Source organism: Sphingobacterium sp. Ag1 (assembly GCF_000988325.1).
Taxonomy (GTDB): domain Bacteria; phylum Bacteroidota; class Bacteroidia; order Sphingobacteriales; family Sphingobacteriaceae; genus Sphingobacterium.
On the sequence record NZ_LBGU01000043.1, the window covers coordinates 559,103 to 578,076 of the forward strand.

Annotated in this window: 9 protein-coding genes; 8 read left to right on the forward strand and 1 reads right to left on the reverse strand. The window is 42.2% G+C overall.

Annotated elements, in window-relative coordinates; translation table 11 throughout:
* Positions 1-42 precede the first annotated feature (42 nt).
* Positions 43-2,232 carry a hypothetical protein gene (locus AAW12_RS19775; RefSeq protein ID WP_046675324.1) on the reverse strand — a complete coding sequence of 730 codons (2,190 nt, stop codon included), beginning with the start codon at positions 2,230-2,232 and terminating at the stop codon, positions 43-45.
* Between the two features lie 208 nt (positions 2,233-2,440).
* Between AAW12_RS19775 and AAW12_RS19780 the strand changes: the two genes are divergently transcribed.
* From AAW12_RS19780 to AAW12_RS19815, 8 genes are all read left to right on the forward strand, one after another.
* Positions 2,441-4,438, forward strand: a complete 1,998-nt coding sequence (locus AAW12_RS19780) for a DUF5054 domain-containing protein (protein WP_053003839.1) — start codon at positions 2,441-2,443, stop codon at positions 4,436-4,438.
* A gap of 57 nt (positions 4,439-4,495) precedes the next feature.
* Positions 4,496-6,922: a hypothetical protein gene (locus tag AAW12_RS19785; RefSeq protein ID WP_046675325.1), complete on the forward strand. Its 2,427-nt coding sequence runs from the start codon at positions 4,496-4,498 to the stop codon at positions 6,920-6,922.
* A 143-nt stretch (positions 6,923-7,065) separates the two neighbouring features.
* Entirely contained in the window at positions 7,066-7,644 is a 579-nt protein-coding gene (locus tag AAW12_RS19790) for an RNA polymerase sigma-70 factor (RefSeq protein WP_046675326.1), read from the forward strand.
* 72 nt (positions 7,645-7,716) lie between these two features.
* Positions 7,717-8,811: a FecR family protein gene (locus AAW12_RS25740; protein ID WP_053003840.1), complete on the forward strand. Its 1,095-nt coding sequence runs from the start codon at positions 7,717-7,719 to the stop codon at positions 8,809-8,811.
* A gap of 119 nt (positions 8,812-8,930) precedes the next feature.
* Positions 8,931-12,272 carry a TonB-dependent receptor gene (locus AAW12_RS19800; RefSeq protein WP_046675327.1) on the forward strand — a complete coding sequence of 1,114 codons (3,342 nt, stop codon included), beginning with the start codon at positions 8,931-8,933 and terminating at the stop codon, positions 12,270-12,272.
* A gap of 17 nt (positions 12,273-12,289) precedes the next feature.
* Positions 12,290-13,909 carry a RagB/SusD family nutrient uptake outer membrane protein gene (locus AAW12_RS19805; protein WP_046675328.1) on the forward strand — a complete coding sequence of 540 codons (1,620 nt, stop codon included), beginning with the start codon at positions 12,290-12,292 and terminating at the stop codon, positions 13,907-13,909.
* Between the two features lie 169 nt (positions 13,910-14,078).
* Positions 14,079-16,436 carry a glycosyl hydrolase family 95 catalytic domain-containing protein gene (locus tag AAW12_RS19810; protein ID WP_156167710.1) on the forward strand — a complete coding sequence of 786 codons (2,358 nt, stop codon included), beginning with the start codon at positions 14,079-14,081 and terminating at the stop codon, positions 16,434-16,436.
* Positions 16,433-18,958: a beta-galactosidase gene (locus AAW12_RS19815; protein WP_197084112.1), complete on the forward strand. Its 2,526-nt coding sequence runs from the start codon at positions 16,433-16,435 to the stop codon at positions 18,956-18,958. Before AAW12_RS19810 ends, AAW12_RS19815 begins: the two co-directional genes overlap by 4 nt.
* Positions 18,959-18,974: the final 16 nt, after the last annotated feature.

The following is an 18,974-nucleotide window of genomic DNA, read 5'->3' on the forward strand; positions in this document are numbered from 1 at the left end:
GGATTTTGATAGATTGGTGAATCTGCCGGAAATTAATGCGTATTATTTTTTTAAATGGCTCTTTAAATGGAATTTTCCTGAGCTGTCTACCAAATAGAGTTTCCATGCCTTGGTACCAATCTGCTCCAAATGGTATTGGTTTTCTTCTTTCTGCATTTCTAGTTTAAGCTTTTGAGAGAAAACGTTTGCTTCACGTGCGTTTTCCCATGCCCGGAATGTGATGAAAATCTCTTTCTTATGGGGATTTTTTTCAACAATATCTTCGCTGATCCCAAACATATAAGTCGCATCCCAAGCAATGGCTTTAGCCTGTAGGTTTTCGACCATTTGCACAGTCCAGTCAGGTTTAAGGTTTTGAATGCCGAAAGTTGGCGGAAAATAATTGGAAGCCCACGAATACCGGATGTCTTTTCCTTCAATGCCCCATTTATTGGTACGGGGATTGAACATGTGGTCGCCACCACCAATATTGCAGGTGGTCATGTAATGCCAGTTACCTTCAAACACACAGGAGCCCATTACCTGAAGGTAGTCTCCTCCCAAAGATTTAAAATCATCGAACAATTTGCGCATAAACAGTTTGAAGGCATATTGCCCATGTCCGGTGTAGACAAAGCTCTCAAAACCATCAAAGTCGATATAGTTCATGCCCCCATCGCGAAGCAGTTTTGCGTAAAAGTAAGCATACTTGTCTTGCAGTCGCATGTCGGGGATAAATCCTGAATAGCAATTCACTTGTAATTTAGCGACGGTATCACCCTGTTGGTGTGCTGTGGCAATGGTTTTGAAGGCTCCACGCTCTACTCCGGTCAGCATAAAAGGCGCTTTTCGTGTTACTCCTTTATATTTCAGTAGCTCTTTACCGATTTTTAGTACGTTGGTACCATTATCATCCCAACCACCATGCTCATTGAGGTAGGAGGTGTCTTTGACTATAATTGAGCTATCATTAGGGCCAATATTTGCGGCCAATATGGTCTTTAGTACGGTGCAAAGGCTGTCATTGGCATAAGGATGCACGTCGCTGCTATGGGATTGGATAAATTCCGTTAGCGTATGCAGACCATAGGCGATCCCTTGCGGATTGGTTTGTACTGTTAGTGCAGTAATAGGCTGTTTTTTGCCGTCTAAGATCACTTTTTTACCAGCCCAGCGGTCCACTGGATTAACATAATACTCGCCTAAACCTTCATCCTGTACCGCCTTCAAATTGAGTTGATTGGCATAGGATACTAAGCTGTCATGCTTGCCGAACCAGGCGAGGTCAACTTTGAAATTCTCTGGCCGACGAATCCATTTTCCATTGCGTGTCACATAAGGGAGCCCTTCCTTGCGTACAATCTGCTCGATGACATCCAATCCTTTTGTATCAGGACATGCGTAGAACGCAATTCCGGATGTGCTGAAATCAACGGGAATGGGTTCAACATCCATATGCCGAGGTGCTTTTATCGATGGAAAATCATTGAAGTGAGGGAAGAATATGGTTTGTCTTTTACGTCTATTACGCGCATGTAAGGTGAGCGAAATTCCATATTCCGGTATATATTCAGCACCATTGCCGTTCATAAATCGATAGTATTCTTCGGGATGTGAGTAAAACGCTACGTCATTAATTCCATCGCCGCCGATGCGAAATCGTTGCCCTGCTTTCAATGAAGATGGAATCGGAAATTTAACAGGGTCGGGACTATGGATGATATAAGAACCTTGGCCCATATCTCCAGCAACTGGAGGCCCACTCGTTGTGTTGTCATCCAACGCCATAATCCCGACGGCGTATTCATCGTCCCGTGCGACAGAAATAATTTCGCCGATTGTTTTATGAATATTGGTCTGATAGGGGCCCCATATGATATTGTCAATTTCAGCTCCTGTGTTCAGTGACTGAAATTGAAATTTTAGGTAATCGCCGCGCTGGTCAATTTTTACTGCTGCCCTATAGGAATCGGCATAATTCAACGTTAGTATTCCTTTTGTGGACTCATAATCCGCGGTCTGGGGTAACAAAATTTTACCATTTTTGTCCAGCGTAAGGAGTGGGGATGCATGTCCCTTTACCGCGTAATCTTTTTTATTGGCTTTTCCGATAATGTTAACAATGTAACCGCGGTCGTCGATGGTTAAGCTCATGTATTTCGTGCTGAATCTGTACAGCGGACGAGATACTGCGTTGGCACTTAAAAGACAAAAAAAAGCCGATAGAAAGAATAAAATTTTAATACGTTTCATGTTGATTTATACAAGGAATGTTTCTGATGTTAAAGCCTATATAATAAGTCGTTTGAATACCATATATCCCTAGTTCAAACCTTAAAATTAATATGGTAAAAGACTGCTTTTTTCTATTATTCTTATTTCCTGACTAGGGATAGGCGATGTTCGGTCGTCTTCATAAGAAATAATCGAAATTTGGTAAAAGATAAACCGACTATTATCCATGAAATGCAGAAAATTTTATTGTTCCTGTCTCCTTGTGCTCACGACCTTTTTTGCCGTTGGACAGACACCGAATGATGCTGTACAAAAGGTACACCTGATCTTCAAGACACATCTCGATATCGGATTTACCGAACTGAGTTCTGTGGTAGAGCAGCGTTATATGAACGAATTTATTCCCAAAGCCATTGCTGTTGCTGAAGAACTTCGGAATTCCGGAGCCAAAGAGCGGTATGTCTGGACCACAGGTTCTTGGTTGATTGCGACCTATCTGGAACAGGCAAGTCCGGAAAATAAAGCAAAATTGGAGGCTGCAATTCGTCGCGGAGATATCGTATGGAATGCAATTCCCTACACCGTAGAATCTGAATCCCTCAACAAAGCCCTGTTTGGTACAATGTTGCAATTGTCCAGGAAGCTGGATCAGAAGTATGGTAAACAAACAAGCGCCGCAAAGATGACCGATGTTCCCGGACATACCAGAGGGATTGTTCCCTTGCTTCGAAAGAATGGAATAGATTTTTTGCAGGTCGGTGTGAATCCCGCAAGTAAAGTTCCTAACGTCCCGGCGTTGTGTCGCTGGAAAAGCCCTGACGGAAGTGAGGTGACCTTGATGTACCAAAAGGATTACGGTAGTGATATGCTATTGCCTGATGGAAAGACCGCTATGGTCATTGCTTTCACCGGGGATAACCACGGACCACATACCCTACAACAGGTCAAAGAAATCTATGCCTCTATTCAGAAACGCTATCCCAATGCTACACTGCAAGCTTCGACACTCAGTGATATAGCTGCGGTTGTGCGCCCCATGAAGGATAAACTGCCAATGGTGACACAAGAGATTGGTGATACCTGGATACATGGTTTCGGTAGTTCTCCCCTGATGATGGCCCGGTTTAGGGCATTGGCCAGATGTTATGAAACCTGGGTGAAAGATGGACGTATCAATCCAAATAGCGATGCTGCTATTCGATTCGCGATTAAATTGGGGTTGGTCGCAGAACATACCTGGGGATTGGATGTAAAGACACATCTTCAACATTGGGATACTTATCGTTTTACTGATTTTCAAGCCGCCTTGAATTTACCAGCGTTTAAAAAGATGCAAGCATCATGGGCCGAAAAGGAAGCCCATATCAATCAATCGTTGCAATATCTGCCTAAAGACCTGCGTGCAGAGGCCGAAAATGTTTTACGGCAATTGGCATTAGTCCCTAAACCTACTTTTGAAGGCGTGGATGCGTCACAGCAATTTTCAAAAGACGGATCGTTCCAACTCAATAAAAAAGGTTTTCGGATGAAAATGGGAGAGCTCAGCTATCAGAGTTTTTCGACAGGAGATTTTGAACGTTTCAGGGATTCTTATATCACTCAAAAAGTGGATTGGGCAATCCGGGATTTTGGAAAACCGGGACTGACTCCAGATATGGCGGAAAGCCGCAGCTTAGTGGCTACTCTTCAAAAATCAGTCTATAATAAAGCCAAAAATGAGTTATATGGCCAATTGACCTTAACTGGGGTGGGGAAAGTTGAACAGCAGGCTCTTCCTAAACAAATCTATAGCAGTTATCATTTCAATGAGAAAACAAAGCATATCGAACTGAATTATACTTTGGTGGATAAACCTGCCAACCGTCTCCCGGAAGCCTATTGGTTAAGCTTCTATCCAGAACGAGTAGTGGACATGCTCGTTGAGAAAGTAGGCCAGCCTGTCCGCGTACTGGATGTTGTTGAAGGCGGGAATAGACAGATGCATGGATTAGATCACTACGTGGATATTGTAACGGATGCTGGTAAAATTCGTATCCGTAGCAAAGATGCCCTACTGGTGGCAATCGGCAAACGTGATTTGTTGAACTATTCCACAGACCAACCTGATTTACATGGAGGCCTGCACTTTTGTCTGTATAACAATGTTTGGGGAACAAACTTTAGCATGTGGTTTGGTGGAACAGTGAATTATAGGTTCGATGTTGAACTGATACCGAACAAATAATCGACTGCTATAGGAGCCTCGTCCAATTGAAATAAACACAAAGATGATTACTTACATATGAATAAATTAGATACGCTGAAAAATGTTACGTTGATAGCTGGCCTGATGATGACAGGATTTGGCAATCCTGCAATGGCGCAAGAGCTAAAAACGACGCTAACACAGATTAATGTTGACCAAAAGGGATTCTATACCTCCATTAAGGTAGCTGGTAAAGAGCTTTTGGAGGCTGGTAAATACCCGATCGTATCTGTCTATAAAGACAATAAAATTATACAACCGAAAGCACTAAAGGTCAATGGTGATCGCTTTTCGCTCACGATGGAAGATGGACAAGCTGTGGAACTGAAGGTGGGCCAACAAAAGGAAGCCATAACATATGAAGTCCTCAAGTTATCGCCTGCCTATAAGTTGTTGGTGTTTGGGCCGGTTAAGATCAAGCTTCATGAAGTGGTGGGAGAAGTGGTTGGTGTGGCCCAAGGGGAGGATCTTGCCTTCGGTATGCAGGCATTACATGTTAAAACTGTAGCAGGTATTCCAGAAGATTGTGTTGGGGCATACAGTACAAAATTTGGCTACCAAGGACAGAATAGCAATCTTTCAGTGGCCAGTATTTCTTTTGGTCATTTTGCAGCAGTAGATGCTGGGAACGGAGCTGTGTTTCAGCTATCTGCCAGGAATCGAAGTGCCAAGGAAGTGCAAAATGTCAAGGGCCTAAATCATATGGTGACTTTGCCTGTTGAAGGCGCCGATGGCTTAATTGCAGGGGCCAAAGTTGCACTTTTCGGAGATAAAAAAAGTCAGATATTGTCACGGATAGGAAAAGTTGAAGTGGAGCAGGGCTTGCCCCATCCAATGATTGCAGGTGAATGGGCTAAGGTATCCCGTAATGCTATGGGCTCCTATCTGATCACCAATTTCTCTACGGCCAATCTGGATTTTGCACTGGAAAAAACAAAACGTGCGGGATTTAAAAATCTCTACCATCCTGATCCCTTCCTGAACTGGGGGCATTTTGAATGGCGCAAAGAATTGAGCACAGAATCCGATGCAGGTATGAAGAAATTAGTCGATAGGGCTGCACAGCAGGGAATCCATATCGGTATACACACACTTTCTAATTTTACGACAACCAACGATCCTTATGTGACACCAGTCCCAAGTAAGCATTTGCTTAAACAAGGCGAATTAAAGCTTACGGCTGCATTGGATGATAGCCAACAGCAGATTATAGTTCAGCATAGTGAGTTATTTTCGCTGCCTTTGACACTCAATACACTCCAGATCGAAGACGAATTGATCACCTATGCTAAGGCCGAAAAGAAAGGTGAACAATGGGTATTGACAAATTGCGTACGTGGTGCTTTCGGTACCCATAAGGCAAGTCATGATGTCGGCAAAGTCGTTTATAAATTGTGGGACTATCCCTATAAGACTTTATTCCCGGATTTAACACTTCAGGACGAGTACGCCAACAGATTAGCGACCATTTTTAATAAAACAGGGGTGAAACAGATCTCATTTGATGGTCTTGAAGGCTGTATGTATACAGGACAGGATTACTATGCAACGGGCAAATTCGTTTCTGATTTTTATCAAGGCCTTGCGAATAAGACGGATATCATCAATGATGCTAGTCGTCTCGATCATTATCTATGGCATATTCACACCCGGATGAACTGGGGCGAGCCCTGGGGTGAGGAGATGCGTGCAGGACAGGTGGAAAATCGGATCAAGAATCAGGCTTACTTTCAGCGGAATCTGTTTCCGCGCATGCTTGGCTGGTTTTTGGTGCGTTTGGCAGATCGTAAATTTGAAGCTACTTCCCTAGAAGATCTCGAATGGGCACTCTCCGAATCTGCAGGTTTTGATTCTGGATATGCCATGAGTATTGATATGAAGACTTTACAGCAACATGGACAGATCGATCAGCTTCTGGAAAGTATGAAAAATTGGGATCAATTGCGGCTTGCCGATGTATTTACAGCCGAACAAAAGCTCAGGTTGAAGGATCCAAAGACCGAATGGCATTTGGAAAAGATAGATGAGACCAAATTCATGTTGTATCCTTTATATGTGTCTAAAAGGTTCCATTGCGACCTATCTTCGATGCAGCCGGGACAACCTGGTGGAGCAGACTGGTCTTGGGAGTCTCCGGAAGAGAGCTCATTTGCCTTACGGATAAAAGTAGAAGGTGACGGTATCATCGAAAATCCATCTTTTAAAACCGATAAAGGGATTGTTAAAATCTTAGGGAAATTAGAAAAGGACCAATATATCCTATTGGACCATAAAGGAAAAGCACTATTGACAGACAAAAATTATGGTTTCATTGCTGATCTGACTGTACAAGGGACTGCCATGCTGCCAAAAGGTGGTTCCGCAGTAGCATTTTCTTGTGACAGTAATGGCGATGATAAGCCAGAAGTAATTGTACGATACAATACGCGGATGAAAGGAGAGATGCTGAATTTGGGAAAATAATATAGAGGGTATTGAGTTGTGCTTTTGGAAGATGCATCAACGAAGGATAGGGCTAAGATCTTCAGGAATATGAAAATTGATTTTGAAATGAAAATTTTGTTTGTTAAGATTGTGCTGTAACCGATAAAAATTTCATCCGCTGTATGCGACGATCTACCATCTTTGATAACGCTAATTCAACTGTTGAATTTGATATCTCAGCACTCTATCACGATTATTGGGAAAGTCTGTTCAAACAAATGATGCGCATTCTTTTGGATGAAGATGAAGCTGCGGATGTGGTGCAGCAAACATTTCTGGATCTTCTTGAAATGAAAGAGAAGATTCCCGAAATCAAATCGGTTAAATCTTTTCTTTTTATCATGAGTCGAAATTTGGCATTTAAAAAATTGAGACGGAAACTTATTAATGATAATTACCGCGATTTTTATGCCAGTCAATATAATGAAGCTTCTCCGTTATTGGAAGAGTGGATTGTATTTAAGGAACTAAATAATATGATTGAGCTGGAAGTGAATAAACTTCCGGCAAAAATGAAAGAGATCTTTATTCTCAGCCGTAATCATGACCTATCTCACTTGGAAATTGCGAAAAAATTAAATATTTCGGATAAAACTGTTAAGAAGCAGATTAACAATGCGTTGAAAGTGCTTCGGGTAAAGGTTGATAAAGAGTATCAGCCATTGCTTGTCGCAATTTTGATTACAGATTTACTTTTTTAATTTTTTTTCTACGCCCTAAAGCAATCTCAAGGCTCTTTTTTATATAGACCTAAAAATCTGATAGAAGAGAACATGGATAACGAGGAGCAAATCAAGAAAATACTTGCCGATTATGCAGCAGGGAAGCTGTCTGCACCTGAGATAAAGAAAATAGAACATCTCATTATTAAATATCCCTTGGGGAAACCATGGGACTGGAAGGACAATGCCCATCGGGATGCGATGGAAAGTCGGATCAGGGCTAGCATTGTAGCGAGATACAAACCTACAAAGGTTAGTAAAATCAATGTTCAATGGATAGGGATCGCTGCGGCCTGTCTGATCTGTGTTTCTATTGTTCTATATCTCTATTTTTTACAAAGGCCTCCAAGCAGCTACTACCAGCTCGTTAGCGCAAAACAATATGCCAGTGAAGAGGTGCTGCTCATCATGCCAAATGGTGAAAAACACGAACTTGGTGCAGCGGCTTCCATAAGTGATATTAAACAAAAATGGAATTATAAAAGTTCAACGAATTTAAAAATCACTGATCTTCTAACGATCAAAGTACCTGCGCAGCGGCAATGTAAACTCCTATTGGAAGATGGAACAAATGTCTGGTTAAATGCGGGAACAACATTAAAACTTCCAATGTCATTTAATCAACAAGCAATGCGAATTGTTGATTTAGCTGGTGAAGGATATTTTGAAGTTTTTGCTAGCAAGAAACGTCCGTTTAAAGTCATCGCTTCCGGAACTGAGGTAAAGGTAACAGGTACAAAATTTAATGTACAGGCCTTTGGAGATGAGCCTATCGTGAAAACCTCCCTGGTGGAGGGGCATGTGGATTTTTGCATGGATGCTCAACACATTAAATTGACTCCAGGTTTTCAGGTTATTGCCAATAAAAATCGTAAGGAAATTCAACTGCGAATATTTGATTCAGAAAAGTTACTGTCTTGGAAAGATGGATATTTCGTGTTTGATAATATGGAACTTGTTGACGTGATGAAAACAGTTTCTCGATGGTACAATATTTCAGTCGTATCAAAGTCTCCTATAGGACATAAAAAAATAGGAGGAACATTTCCCAATAACGTATTACTAACGGATTTTTTGAAAGACCTCACGCTTTTAAGCGGGGTTGAATTTAAAGTAAATGGAAAGGAGGTGGAAATTATCAACTAATACAATACTATCCAAATATTGATCTGAAAATAATTCTCTTCATAATAATAAATATTGTTACTAGATAAGCCTTTAGATCAATGAAAAGCTAACTAAATTATTATCAAAAACTAAATCAAATGAATAAAAAATATAGGCCATATTTTAATCGATATGACGAGGCTTTAAAGTATTTCAACAAGACTAAGGTTACGGTGCTTACTATGCTGTTGATGAGTAGTCAAGTGAACGCTAATGTTTTTGGACAACGGGTGAGCCTCGAAACCAAAAGAACTTCATTGAAAGAGATTTTCAATTCAATCAGCAAACAGTCCGGTTACCATTTTCTATACTTGGAAGATGATTTAAAGTCGAGTGGAAATAAGATTTCAATTAAATTAAGCAACGTCTCTTTGACCCAGGCATTGGATCAGATATTACACGAAAATGGATTGAGTTATGTTATTCGAGATAACAGAATCATCGTTGAGAAATCAAAGCATATTCCATCGAAATCTCTTAATGAAGATGTTAAAGTGCAAAAACGATCGATCAAAGGGACTGTTACCGATGATAAAGGAACTAAATTATCGGGGGTAACTGTAAAGGTTATCAACGGAACGGCTACCGCTACCGATGAAAACGGGGAATTTGAAATCCAAGCCAAAGATGGCGATCGAATTCAGTTTGATTTAATCGGTTATGGCCAATATGTAACGACCATTGACAATCGGAATGTGTATCAAGTGATTTTATCGGAGAAAATAGGTGATTTACAAGAGGTCGTTGTCGTTGGTTACGGAACGCAGCGAAAAGTTAACCTTACCGGTGCTGTAGCAACAATTTCTCCAAAACAATTGGAAAATAGACCGATCAGTTCGCTTTCGGCGGGACTTCAAGGCTTGGTACCGGGAATGACCATTACGCAAGGTAGTGGCCAGCCTGGAAAAGATAATGGAACAATTCGCGTGCGTGGAGTAGGGACACTTAATAACTCGAACCCGATGGTGTTAGTGGATGGTATTGAATCATCCATGGAAAATGTCGATCCAAATGATGTTGAATCGATATCTGTATTAAAAGATGCTGCTTCGGCATCCATCTATGGTTCTAAGGCAGCGAATGGCGTAATCTTGGTGACGACAAAAAGAGGAAAAGAAGGAAAAACCACAATAAACTATAGCAATTTCTTCGGAAAACAAAATGCCACGAATATGGCCGAGCGCCTGAACTCATGGGAATATGCAGAATTGTATAATGAAGGACTGCGATTAGATGGAAAGAAGGAGCGTTTTACGGCAGAGGATATCAAAGCTTTTAAAGATGGCAGCGACCCTTATAAATATCCGAATACAAATTGGCACGATTTGCTTTTGACTGGATCGGGCTTTCAGCACCAGCATAATCTCAATATTTCAGGTGGTGCTGAGAAAGTTCGCTATATGGGAAGCGTAGGCTATCAGGGGCAGGACGGTATTATTAAGCTGACCTCAAAAAAGCAATTTAATGCCCGTACCAATTTGGATATGACCCCAGTGAAAAACCTGGATATCGGTTTGTCAATGTACCTATCGAATCGCAAACTCCAAGAGCCGACCAATCCCTATGTTGGTGGTATGGGCCAGTACTTTCGTCTAGCCAACCAAATGGCACCATGGATTCCATATAAAGACGCAAACGGCAACTATGGTACCATTAGTGATGGAAATCCAATTGCTTGGATGGAACAAGGAGCGACAACAGATGAAGTGCAACGCCGATTCAATGCCATTGGAAGTGTTCAATATAAATTTATCGATGGTCTTTCCTTGAAAGCGCAAGGATCATATAGACCTTCGACGGACGATTCGCATGAATTTAGAAAAGATATCTGGTACAATCCCTCAAAATATCAAGGGCCAAATAAACTTTTCGAGAAAACGACTATATCAACAATGTACACGGGGGATATTACCCTGAATTTTGACCGTACGTTTTCAAATCACCACGTGGGGGCACTTGCGGGTTATCATGCTGAGCAATACGATTATAAATACGGTGAGATGTACCGTCAGAATTTTCCAAATAATGATCTGACAGATATTGACGCCGGTGACACGAATGGACAAACAAATAAAGGTGATACAAAACACCTGAATATGCTTTCGTACTTTGGTCGTGTCAATTATGATTACAAGGGAATCTATCTCTTTGAGGCCAATGTTCGCCGCGATGCTTCAAGCCGTTTTTCTGAAGGTTACCGTTGGGGTACATTTCCATCGTTTTCAGCAGGGTGGCGGCTTTCAGAGGAATCCTTTATGGAGTTTGCAAAACCTGCCTTTAGCAATATTAAACTTCGGGGATCTTGGGGGCGCCTAGGAAATCAGAGCGCTTTGGAATACTATCCTTCTATTCCCGTTATTGGCTTAGGTAAAGACTATGCTTATCCATTTAATAATGTGATCTATCCGGGGGCGACGCTAAAGAAAGCAAATAAACGTAGTATCACTTGGGAGAAGACGCGTACTTGGGATCTTGGATTGGATCTTGGTATCGGAAACAATCTAACACTCACATTAGATTATTACGATCGTTTAACAACGGATATCCTTATGGAGGTTTTGGCTCCTGCAACCTATGGCTTGAAGGGATATGTCGATAATGTTGGTCGTATGCAAAATAAAGGATTTGAGGCTATTGCGAGTTACCGAAAACGTCTAGGTGCGGTTGATTTTAGTGCAACAGCAAATTTCTCTTATAACAAAAACCGTATTCTTGATCTTGGCGGAGATTCTTATCTCTTAGATGGAAGTTGGAAAATTAAACAAGTCGGAGCACCGATTAATTCATTCTATGGTTATCAGACAGCGGGACTTTTTCAGAGTACGGAAGATATTCAAAGCTGGGCACAATATAAAATGGCAAGCAATAAGGTATTGCCTGGTGACCTGCGCTACGTGGACCGCAACGGAGATAAGACTGTAACTGCCGATGACCGTACAATATTAGGTTCCACTGATCCGAAATATACTTTTGGATTAAACCTCAGCGCAGCATACCATGGTTTTGATATTCAGGCATTTTTCCAAGGCGCATCCGGTGTATACGGTTATGTTGAATCGTCTGGGATAGGCGAGTTCAGCGGTGATACCGGAAGTCCATTACGTTTTTGGCTTGACCGTTGGACACCAGATAATCCAACAAGCACAATCCCGCGTATTCAGAATAATAATGGAATAAGTAGCCCAAATCGCATTGTTTCAGATTACTGGGTACAGAATGCGCAATATGTACGTTTGAAAAACCTCCAAGTTGGCTATACTTTTCCTGATGTTTGGGCAAACCGAATCGGAGCGTCAAAAGTCAAATTATTTTATAGTGGACAGAACTTATTGACCATAACCAAATTTTTGAAAGGTTACGATCCGGAAATGCCTGCTGGCTCTGGTTCTTACTATCCTCAGGTTAAGGTAAATACTGTCGGATTGAACATTACATTTTAATTTAGAGAGTTATACAAATGAAAAAGATATATTTATTAATTATGCTGGCGACAGCTAGTTTACAGTCATGCTCGGATTTCTTGGACAAATTTCCCGGAGATGCATTGACACCAGAGACTTTTTGGAAAACAGAGGCCGATGCCAAACTTGCCTTAGTAGGTTGTTATCGGGGCTGGGAATCAGAAGAAATTTTGTATCGCGATTGTGCGTCCGACAACGCTTATAGTTTTCACAAGCACGAGGGATGGCAAGTGATCGGAAATGGTGGAATGAGTTCCGCCGATCCTGGTTCTGATTTGTACGATTACACGACGATCAACCGTTGCAATGATTTTTTGGAACACATTGATGCGATTAATTTTAAGGATGCAAATTTGAAGGAGCGTTACAAGGCTGAAGTTCGTTTTCTTCGGGCTTATCGATATTTCTTGTTGACAAACAATTATGGTGATGTACCGCTTACGACAAAAACATTTGCGACTATTGAAGAGGCACGATTGACACGTACACCAAAGGCGGAAGTTGAAAAATTTATTTTGGAGGAATTAAAAGCTGTTGCCGCAGTCCTTCCAGAAAAATATAGTTCTGCCGAAGTAGGACACATTACGAAAGGAGCTGCTTTGGCCATCCGTATGCGTTTTAATCTTTATTTGGGTAACTATGAGGCTGCTTTGGCTGACGCTACTGCGATCAAGGCATCTCAAGTTTACCAGTTGTTTCCGACTTATGACGGAACCTTCCAACTCGCTAACGTGAACAACAAAGAGGTTATCCTTGATGTACAATATAAAGCGAATGACTTGGAGAACTGGCTTATTGCAGCGCTGTTCCCCAATGGTGATGGAGGCTGGTCGTCTATAGTACCTATTAAAGCTTTGGTTGATGCTTATGAAATGAAAGACGGAAGCACTGTTGAAGAAGCAAAAATATCGGGTACCTACGATAGTAAATATCCTTTTCTCAATAGAGACCCACGATTGAAAATGTCTATTCTTTATCCTGGGCAGGATTGGAATGGACGTGTCTTTGATCCGCTGGCGAAAAATATCCAAGAGGATGGAAAAGAAGTGAGCAACCCCGATTATTTTAACGGCGCTAATAATGCATCAAAAACGGGATTTTCTTTCAAAAAATACACCGCTCCGATCTCGCAATATGATGATCCTTGGAATACAAGTATGAATTTAATTGTTAGTCGCTACGCCGAGGTTCTATTGACCATTGCGGAAGCAAAGATAGAATTGGGTAGACTGGACGAAGAAATGTACCAAAGTTTAGATATGATTCGCGAACGTGCTGGTATGCCTAAAGTTAACCGTGTCAAATATGCTTCGAAAGAAAAATTAAGAGAGTTGGTACGTCGTGAACGTCGTGTAGAATTAGCTTTTGAAGGTTTGAGACGAGCGGACATTATTCGTTGGGATATCGCTAAAAATGTACTGAATGGAAAGGCAGAAGGTAGTTGGATGGGCGTTATTAAAGCAGATGAGCCCAATGAGGATAAACGGTTGACTCAAATTGGGGATCCAATATCAGTGGAAACTAGACAATTCCAACCATTCAATAAGTACTTACCTGTAAGTCAACAACAGATCGATTTAAATAAAAACCTGACACAAACCCCTGGATATAATTAAATTTTAAACAAGTTTTACATCCCTAAAAAGATGTAAAACTTTGTTAAATTGCTTATTATCAATTTTGAGCAAGATTTAGGTATAAAAAGCCTAACAATAATCAATGAAATAAACCGGTCAGTGAAAACAAGTTGTTTAGCTGCGGATCAGTACTACTAATAATTTGTAAATGAAAGTATATTTATGGGGCTGCATAGTGATGCTCTCTGGCATGCAGCTAAAAGCACAGCATCAGGATCACGTTTTATGGTACCGTGAACCGGCTAAAGTTTGGGAGGACGCCCTTCCTGTAGGTAATGGACGTTTGGGTGCGATGGTTTATGGGGATTGGAATAAGGAAAATATCCAGATCAATGAAGAAAGCCTGTGGGGTGGTTCCAAGGTGGATGCCAATGCCGCTGCTGCGGACAAAATTCCCGAAATTCAACGTTTACTTGTTGCTGGGGAGATCGAAAAAGCAGCTGCGCTGTCTGAAAAGGAACTCAAAAGCAGCCCCCTACGTATACGATCCTATCAATCATTCGGGAATTTTCGCATTGATTTTGGAACGGAAGGCTTTTGGCGGGAACAGGTCACGAACTACCGTCGCGATCTTGATTTACAGACCGGGGTTGCAACAACGAGCTATTGTATCAATGGCGTAAAGTACACGAGGGAAGTATTTGCCTCAGCGCCCGATAATATGATTGTGATTCGTTTATCGGCAGACAAGCCTGGAAAGCTGACCTTCCGGTTTTCCTATTCACGTGAACAGGATGCGGTTGCTACACCTTTATCTGACCATGAGCTGAAAATTCAGGGGCAGGTGGTGGATCTGCCAATGGAAGATGGTGGTGAGGTAGGCGCACATATGAAATTTGCAGGACTAGTCCAGGGGAGTCACAAAGGCGGAAGCATGACAACCAATGCAAATTCTTTTTTTGTCAAGGATGCGGATGAAGTCCTTTTTTACTTTACGGCAGCCACAGATTATGATGTGTCAAAATTGGACTTTGATCATCGTATTGATCCTTTGGCACGTTGTCGAGCATTATTGGATCAGGCTCAAAAGCAGCATTATGAACAGATTCTTTCCAGACATATTGCCGATCATCGTCAATTTTTTGACCGTGTGGTCTTTAATATTGGACAACCTTCGGATTTGCCAACGGACCAACGACTAAAAAAAATAAAAGAGGGCGGTCAGGATCTCTCTTTGATCAGTCTTTATTTTCAGTATGGACGCTATTTGTTGATGGGGTCTTCGCGTAGTCCAGGTGTGCTCCCGGCCAATTTACAAGGGATATGGAATAAGGACATGAATGCAGCTTGGAGTTCCGATTTTCATACGAATATCAACATCCAAATGAACTATTGGCCGGCCGAAGTATGTAACCTCTCAGAGACTGTTGTCCCATTCTCAAATCTGATAACAGCTTTGCGTGAACCGGGACGGGTAACAGCCCGTAAAACCTACAACTCCTCAGGCTGGACGATGAACCACCTAACGGACCCATTTGGGCGTACAGCAATTGCAGATGGTGTCGGCTGGGGAACATTTCCTATTGCCGCAGCATGGCTGGTGCTTCATCAATGGGATCACTATTTATTTACCAACGATAAGAACTACCTAAAACAGGAGGCTTATCCCTCCATGAGAGAAGCTGCTGAATTTATTTTGGGTTATCTCGTGGAAGATCATAAGGGTTACCTTGTTACAGCGCCATCCAATTCTCCCGAGAATAGGTATCGCATGGCCGATGGAAAAGAATTTCAATTGACCTACGGTGCTACCATGGATATCGAGATTATTCGTGAGTTATTTGAGGCCTGCCTAACTGCAGGGACGATGGTTGGAGAAGAAACGGATTTTACTAAAAAACTGAAACATGTGTTAGCTAAATTGCCCCCAATCCGAATCAGCCCACGATATCAGACAATCCAGGAGTGGATTGAAGATTACGAAGAGGTCGAACCAGGGCACCGTCATATGTCCCATCTTTTTGGACTTTATCCGGGGAAGTCGATTACTTCGGATAAGAAGGAGCTGTTTGAAGCTGCGCGAAAAACGATTGCCCGTCGTCGGTTTTATAATGAAAACGAAAGTAACCGCAATGGCTCCTACACAGGATGGAGCAGGGCTTGGATGATTAACTTTTATGCGCGACTGCTCGATGGCGAAGAAGCGGGTAAAAATGTACAGGCATTGCTCGCTAAGACAACATTAAACAACCTATTCAATACACATCCACCTTTTCAGATTGACGGAAACTTTGGCGGTACTGCCGGAATTGCCGAGATGCTCATTCAAAGCCATAATAAAGAGATTCATATATTGCCTGCATTGCCGTCATTTTGGTCGGATGGTGAAATCAAAGGTTTGCGTGCCCGTCAGGGATTAACTGTTGATCTGAAATGGAGTAAGGGGACATTAACCTCCGTCACATTAGCGGCTGATCAAGATGTCGCAATTACACTTCGCTATAAGGATCAGATAAAAAAAGTAAAAATAAGCCGTAACAAGCCCTTAGTATTAAATCAAATATGAATATTTTCAAGTTAACTTTTAGTAGAAAGGACACGCTCTTATTGGTGTTGCGTTTGACTTTCTGCTCGATTATTTTTTATGCTTCGATGGCATTTGGACAAAATGGTGACCAGATGCGTCCGGCCAAAAAATTTGCCCAGCCGGAGCGGATCCGTTACGATGGATCCTGTATGACCATTGAGGGAAAAGACGTTTATATCTATAGTGCGGCTTTCCATTACTTTCGTTGTCCCGAAGAATTGTGGCGTGATCGTTTTAAAAAAATAAAGGAAGCAGGTTTCAATACGGTAGAAACGTATGTACCCTGGAATTGGCATGAACGCCATATTCCAAGAGATATGCAGGATCAATCCAAATTTGATTTTTCCGACCTCAAAAGGTGGCTAAAAATGGCGCAGGAAGAGTTTGGTTTTTATACTATTGTTCGTCCCGGCCCTTTTATTTGCGCTGAATTTTCTGGCGGTGGTTACCCAAGATGGCTAGCCAAATACCGCCCCGATAATCTGGAAGGTTTTTGGTTGCGAGGCAACGACGAACAGCATATTGCCTGGTCCCAGCATTGGTTTAATGCAGTATGCAAAGAGTTGGTACCTGAACAGATCACCCGTAAGGAAAAGGGTAAAAAAGGGATTATCATGATCCAGATTGAAAATGAATACGATGCGCATTGGAGTCCCGGAAAAGATAAAGTGCTGAAGGCCCTCAATGAATCGGTGCATAAAAGTGGGATGGATATTCCGGTCTTCACCTGTCTGACCAATGAAACCAGGGGAAGCAAAGATCCCGAATTATCACAGGTCTTTGATTGTGATAATTACTATGTGAGCGGGCCATCAGATGCACCAAGCTGCGCTTACCGGATGATGGATCTGCGCAAAAAGCAACCTGACGCTCCCGGGTTTGTGACCGAGTTACAAGGTGGATGGTTTTCGCTGGTCACGGGGAGATTAAGTGAAGAGCATTATTCCGACGACCGACATTTCAAGGCTATCGGTCTAATGACTATGCTGGGTGGCGGAACAGGCATCAATTACTATATGTTTTTTGGCGGTACACATTTTGATGGTTGGGGAGCACGGGGCATGACCACAAGTTATGACTATAACGCTGCCATCCATGAAAATGGCGCCATTGGACCGAAATACCTTGCTGCTAAAGAAATCGGTGCGTTCATTCAACAGTTTGAATCCAAACTGGTCCGCACGGAAGGAGGCCCCTGTGAGCTGCAAGGCGCCCCAAAATCATTATTTGGCGGAGTGAGGGTGGCCAGCGATGGTACAAAGTTTATATTTCTGCATAATACGGATCCGAAACAAGCAATCAAGGGAAAAGTGACCCTATTGCCAAACAGTGTCAATCTTGTAAAAGATCCGATCTACAATGTCAATCAAAATGGAGAAAAAGTACTGATTAAAACTGATGATCAGCTGGTCAATCAGATTCAGCACATGGAGAAAATTGAAGTAGATTATGATCTTGCAGGTTTGGAATCAAAGATATTGGTTGTGGCAAAGGGGCAATCGGCAAATAAGGGTGATTGGTGGCCAAAGAAGGCTGATGCCATTGAACGACCTTCCAAAGTGCCGACAGGAATCCGTGTCAGTACAGCCCGTAAGGCTGAGGACGCTATCGGGCAGGCCGATTGGAACACGATGCCACAGTTGGTCAGTCTTTCTGATATGGATATCAACGATTTTAGATACAGCAGTTATCGCAGCCGTGTGGTCCTGACGGCAAAACAAGCGGAACGTGAACATTATTTGCTCTTCAATATGTACACACGGGATATTGTATCGGTACTTGTTAATGGAAAGCCCGCCAAGCGGCTTTTTCCGGACCGTGCGGATGCCCAAAGTTGGACAACACGCAATGCTTTTGAGCGTATTCGCGCGGACGAATACGACAACCGTTTTGATGTTGCCGGCCTATTGAAAGCTGGAGAAAATGAGATTGTTGTGGCTTATGAAAACCTTGGTCACGCACATGGTTATGTACCGATGGAAGAGCTGGCAGGTATTCATCAAGCGGGACTTTCGCTCAGTGAAACAGCACTTACGCATCCCTTGGAATGGGAGTTTTCGACGGATCTTGCCGGCATACAGCAAGGCTGGAATTTACCCGATTTTGATGATACAAGCTGGACGACAGTGTCTCTGGATACAAAGAATGAAATTCCACGCAAGGGGAATCAAGTACAGCCCAAAGGTAAACAGGACGGTCTTGTTACCTGGTACCGTGTTGAATTTAATCTGGACAAACTTCCGAAAGACCTATGGGTACCCTGGATGGCTAAGGTTAATGCTTCGGGCAACGGTTATATGTGGCTCAATGGACATAATATCGGACGTCATTGGGAGGCAGGACCTCAACGTGAATTTTTTCTTCCGGAATGTTGGCTGAACTTTGGTTCGAAGAAAAATGTACTCACTTTTGGGCTGAGACAAACGGAAAACGGAGCACTTTTACACGCATTGGAGATTCTACCTTATCCTAATACTGCTGAGGTAAGAAAAAATAAATAATCAATACTTGTGAGGA

Excerpts from the sequence above, each read along its gene's own strand:
- AAW12_RS19815 (WP_197084112.1), top strand. The coding sequence starts at position 16,433 with ATGAATATTTTCAAGTTAACTTTTAGTAGAAAGGACACGCTCTTATTG.
- AAW12_RS19810 (WP_156167710.1), top strand. The coding sequence starts at position 14,079 with ATGAAAGTATATTTATGGGGCTGCATAGTGATGCTCTCTGGCATGCAG.
- AAW12_RS19805 (WP_046675328.1), top strand. The coding sequence starts at position 12,290 with ATGAAAAAGATATATTTATTAATTATGCTGGCGACAGCTAGTTTACAG.
- AAW12_RS19790 (WP_046675326.1), top strand. The coding sequence starts at position 7,066 with ATGCGACGATCTACCATCTTTGATAACGCTAATTCAACTGTTGAATTT.
- AAW12_RS25740 (WP_053003840.1), top strand. The coding sequence starts at position 7,717 with ATGGATAACGAGGAGCAAATCAAGAAAATACTTGCCGATTATGCAGCA.
- AAW12_RS19780 (WP_053003839.1), top strand. The coding sequence starts at position 2,441 with ATGAAATGCAGAAAATTTTATTGTTCCTGTCTCCTTGTGCTCACGACC.
- AAW12_RS19775 (WP_046675324.1), bottom strand. The coding sequence starts at position 2,232 with ATGAAACGTATTAAAATTTTATTCTTTCTATCGGCTTTTTTTTGTCTT.
- AAW12_RS19785 (WP_046675325.1), top strand. The coding sequence starts at position 4,496 with ATGAATAAATTAGATACGCTGAAAAATGTTACGTTGATAGCTGGCCTG.
- AAW12_RS19800 (WP_046675327.1), top strand. The coding sequence starts at position 8,931 with ATGAATAAAAAATATAGGCCATATTTTAATCGATATGACGAGGCTTTA.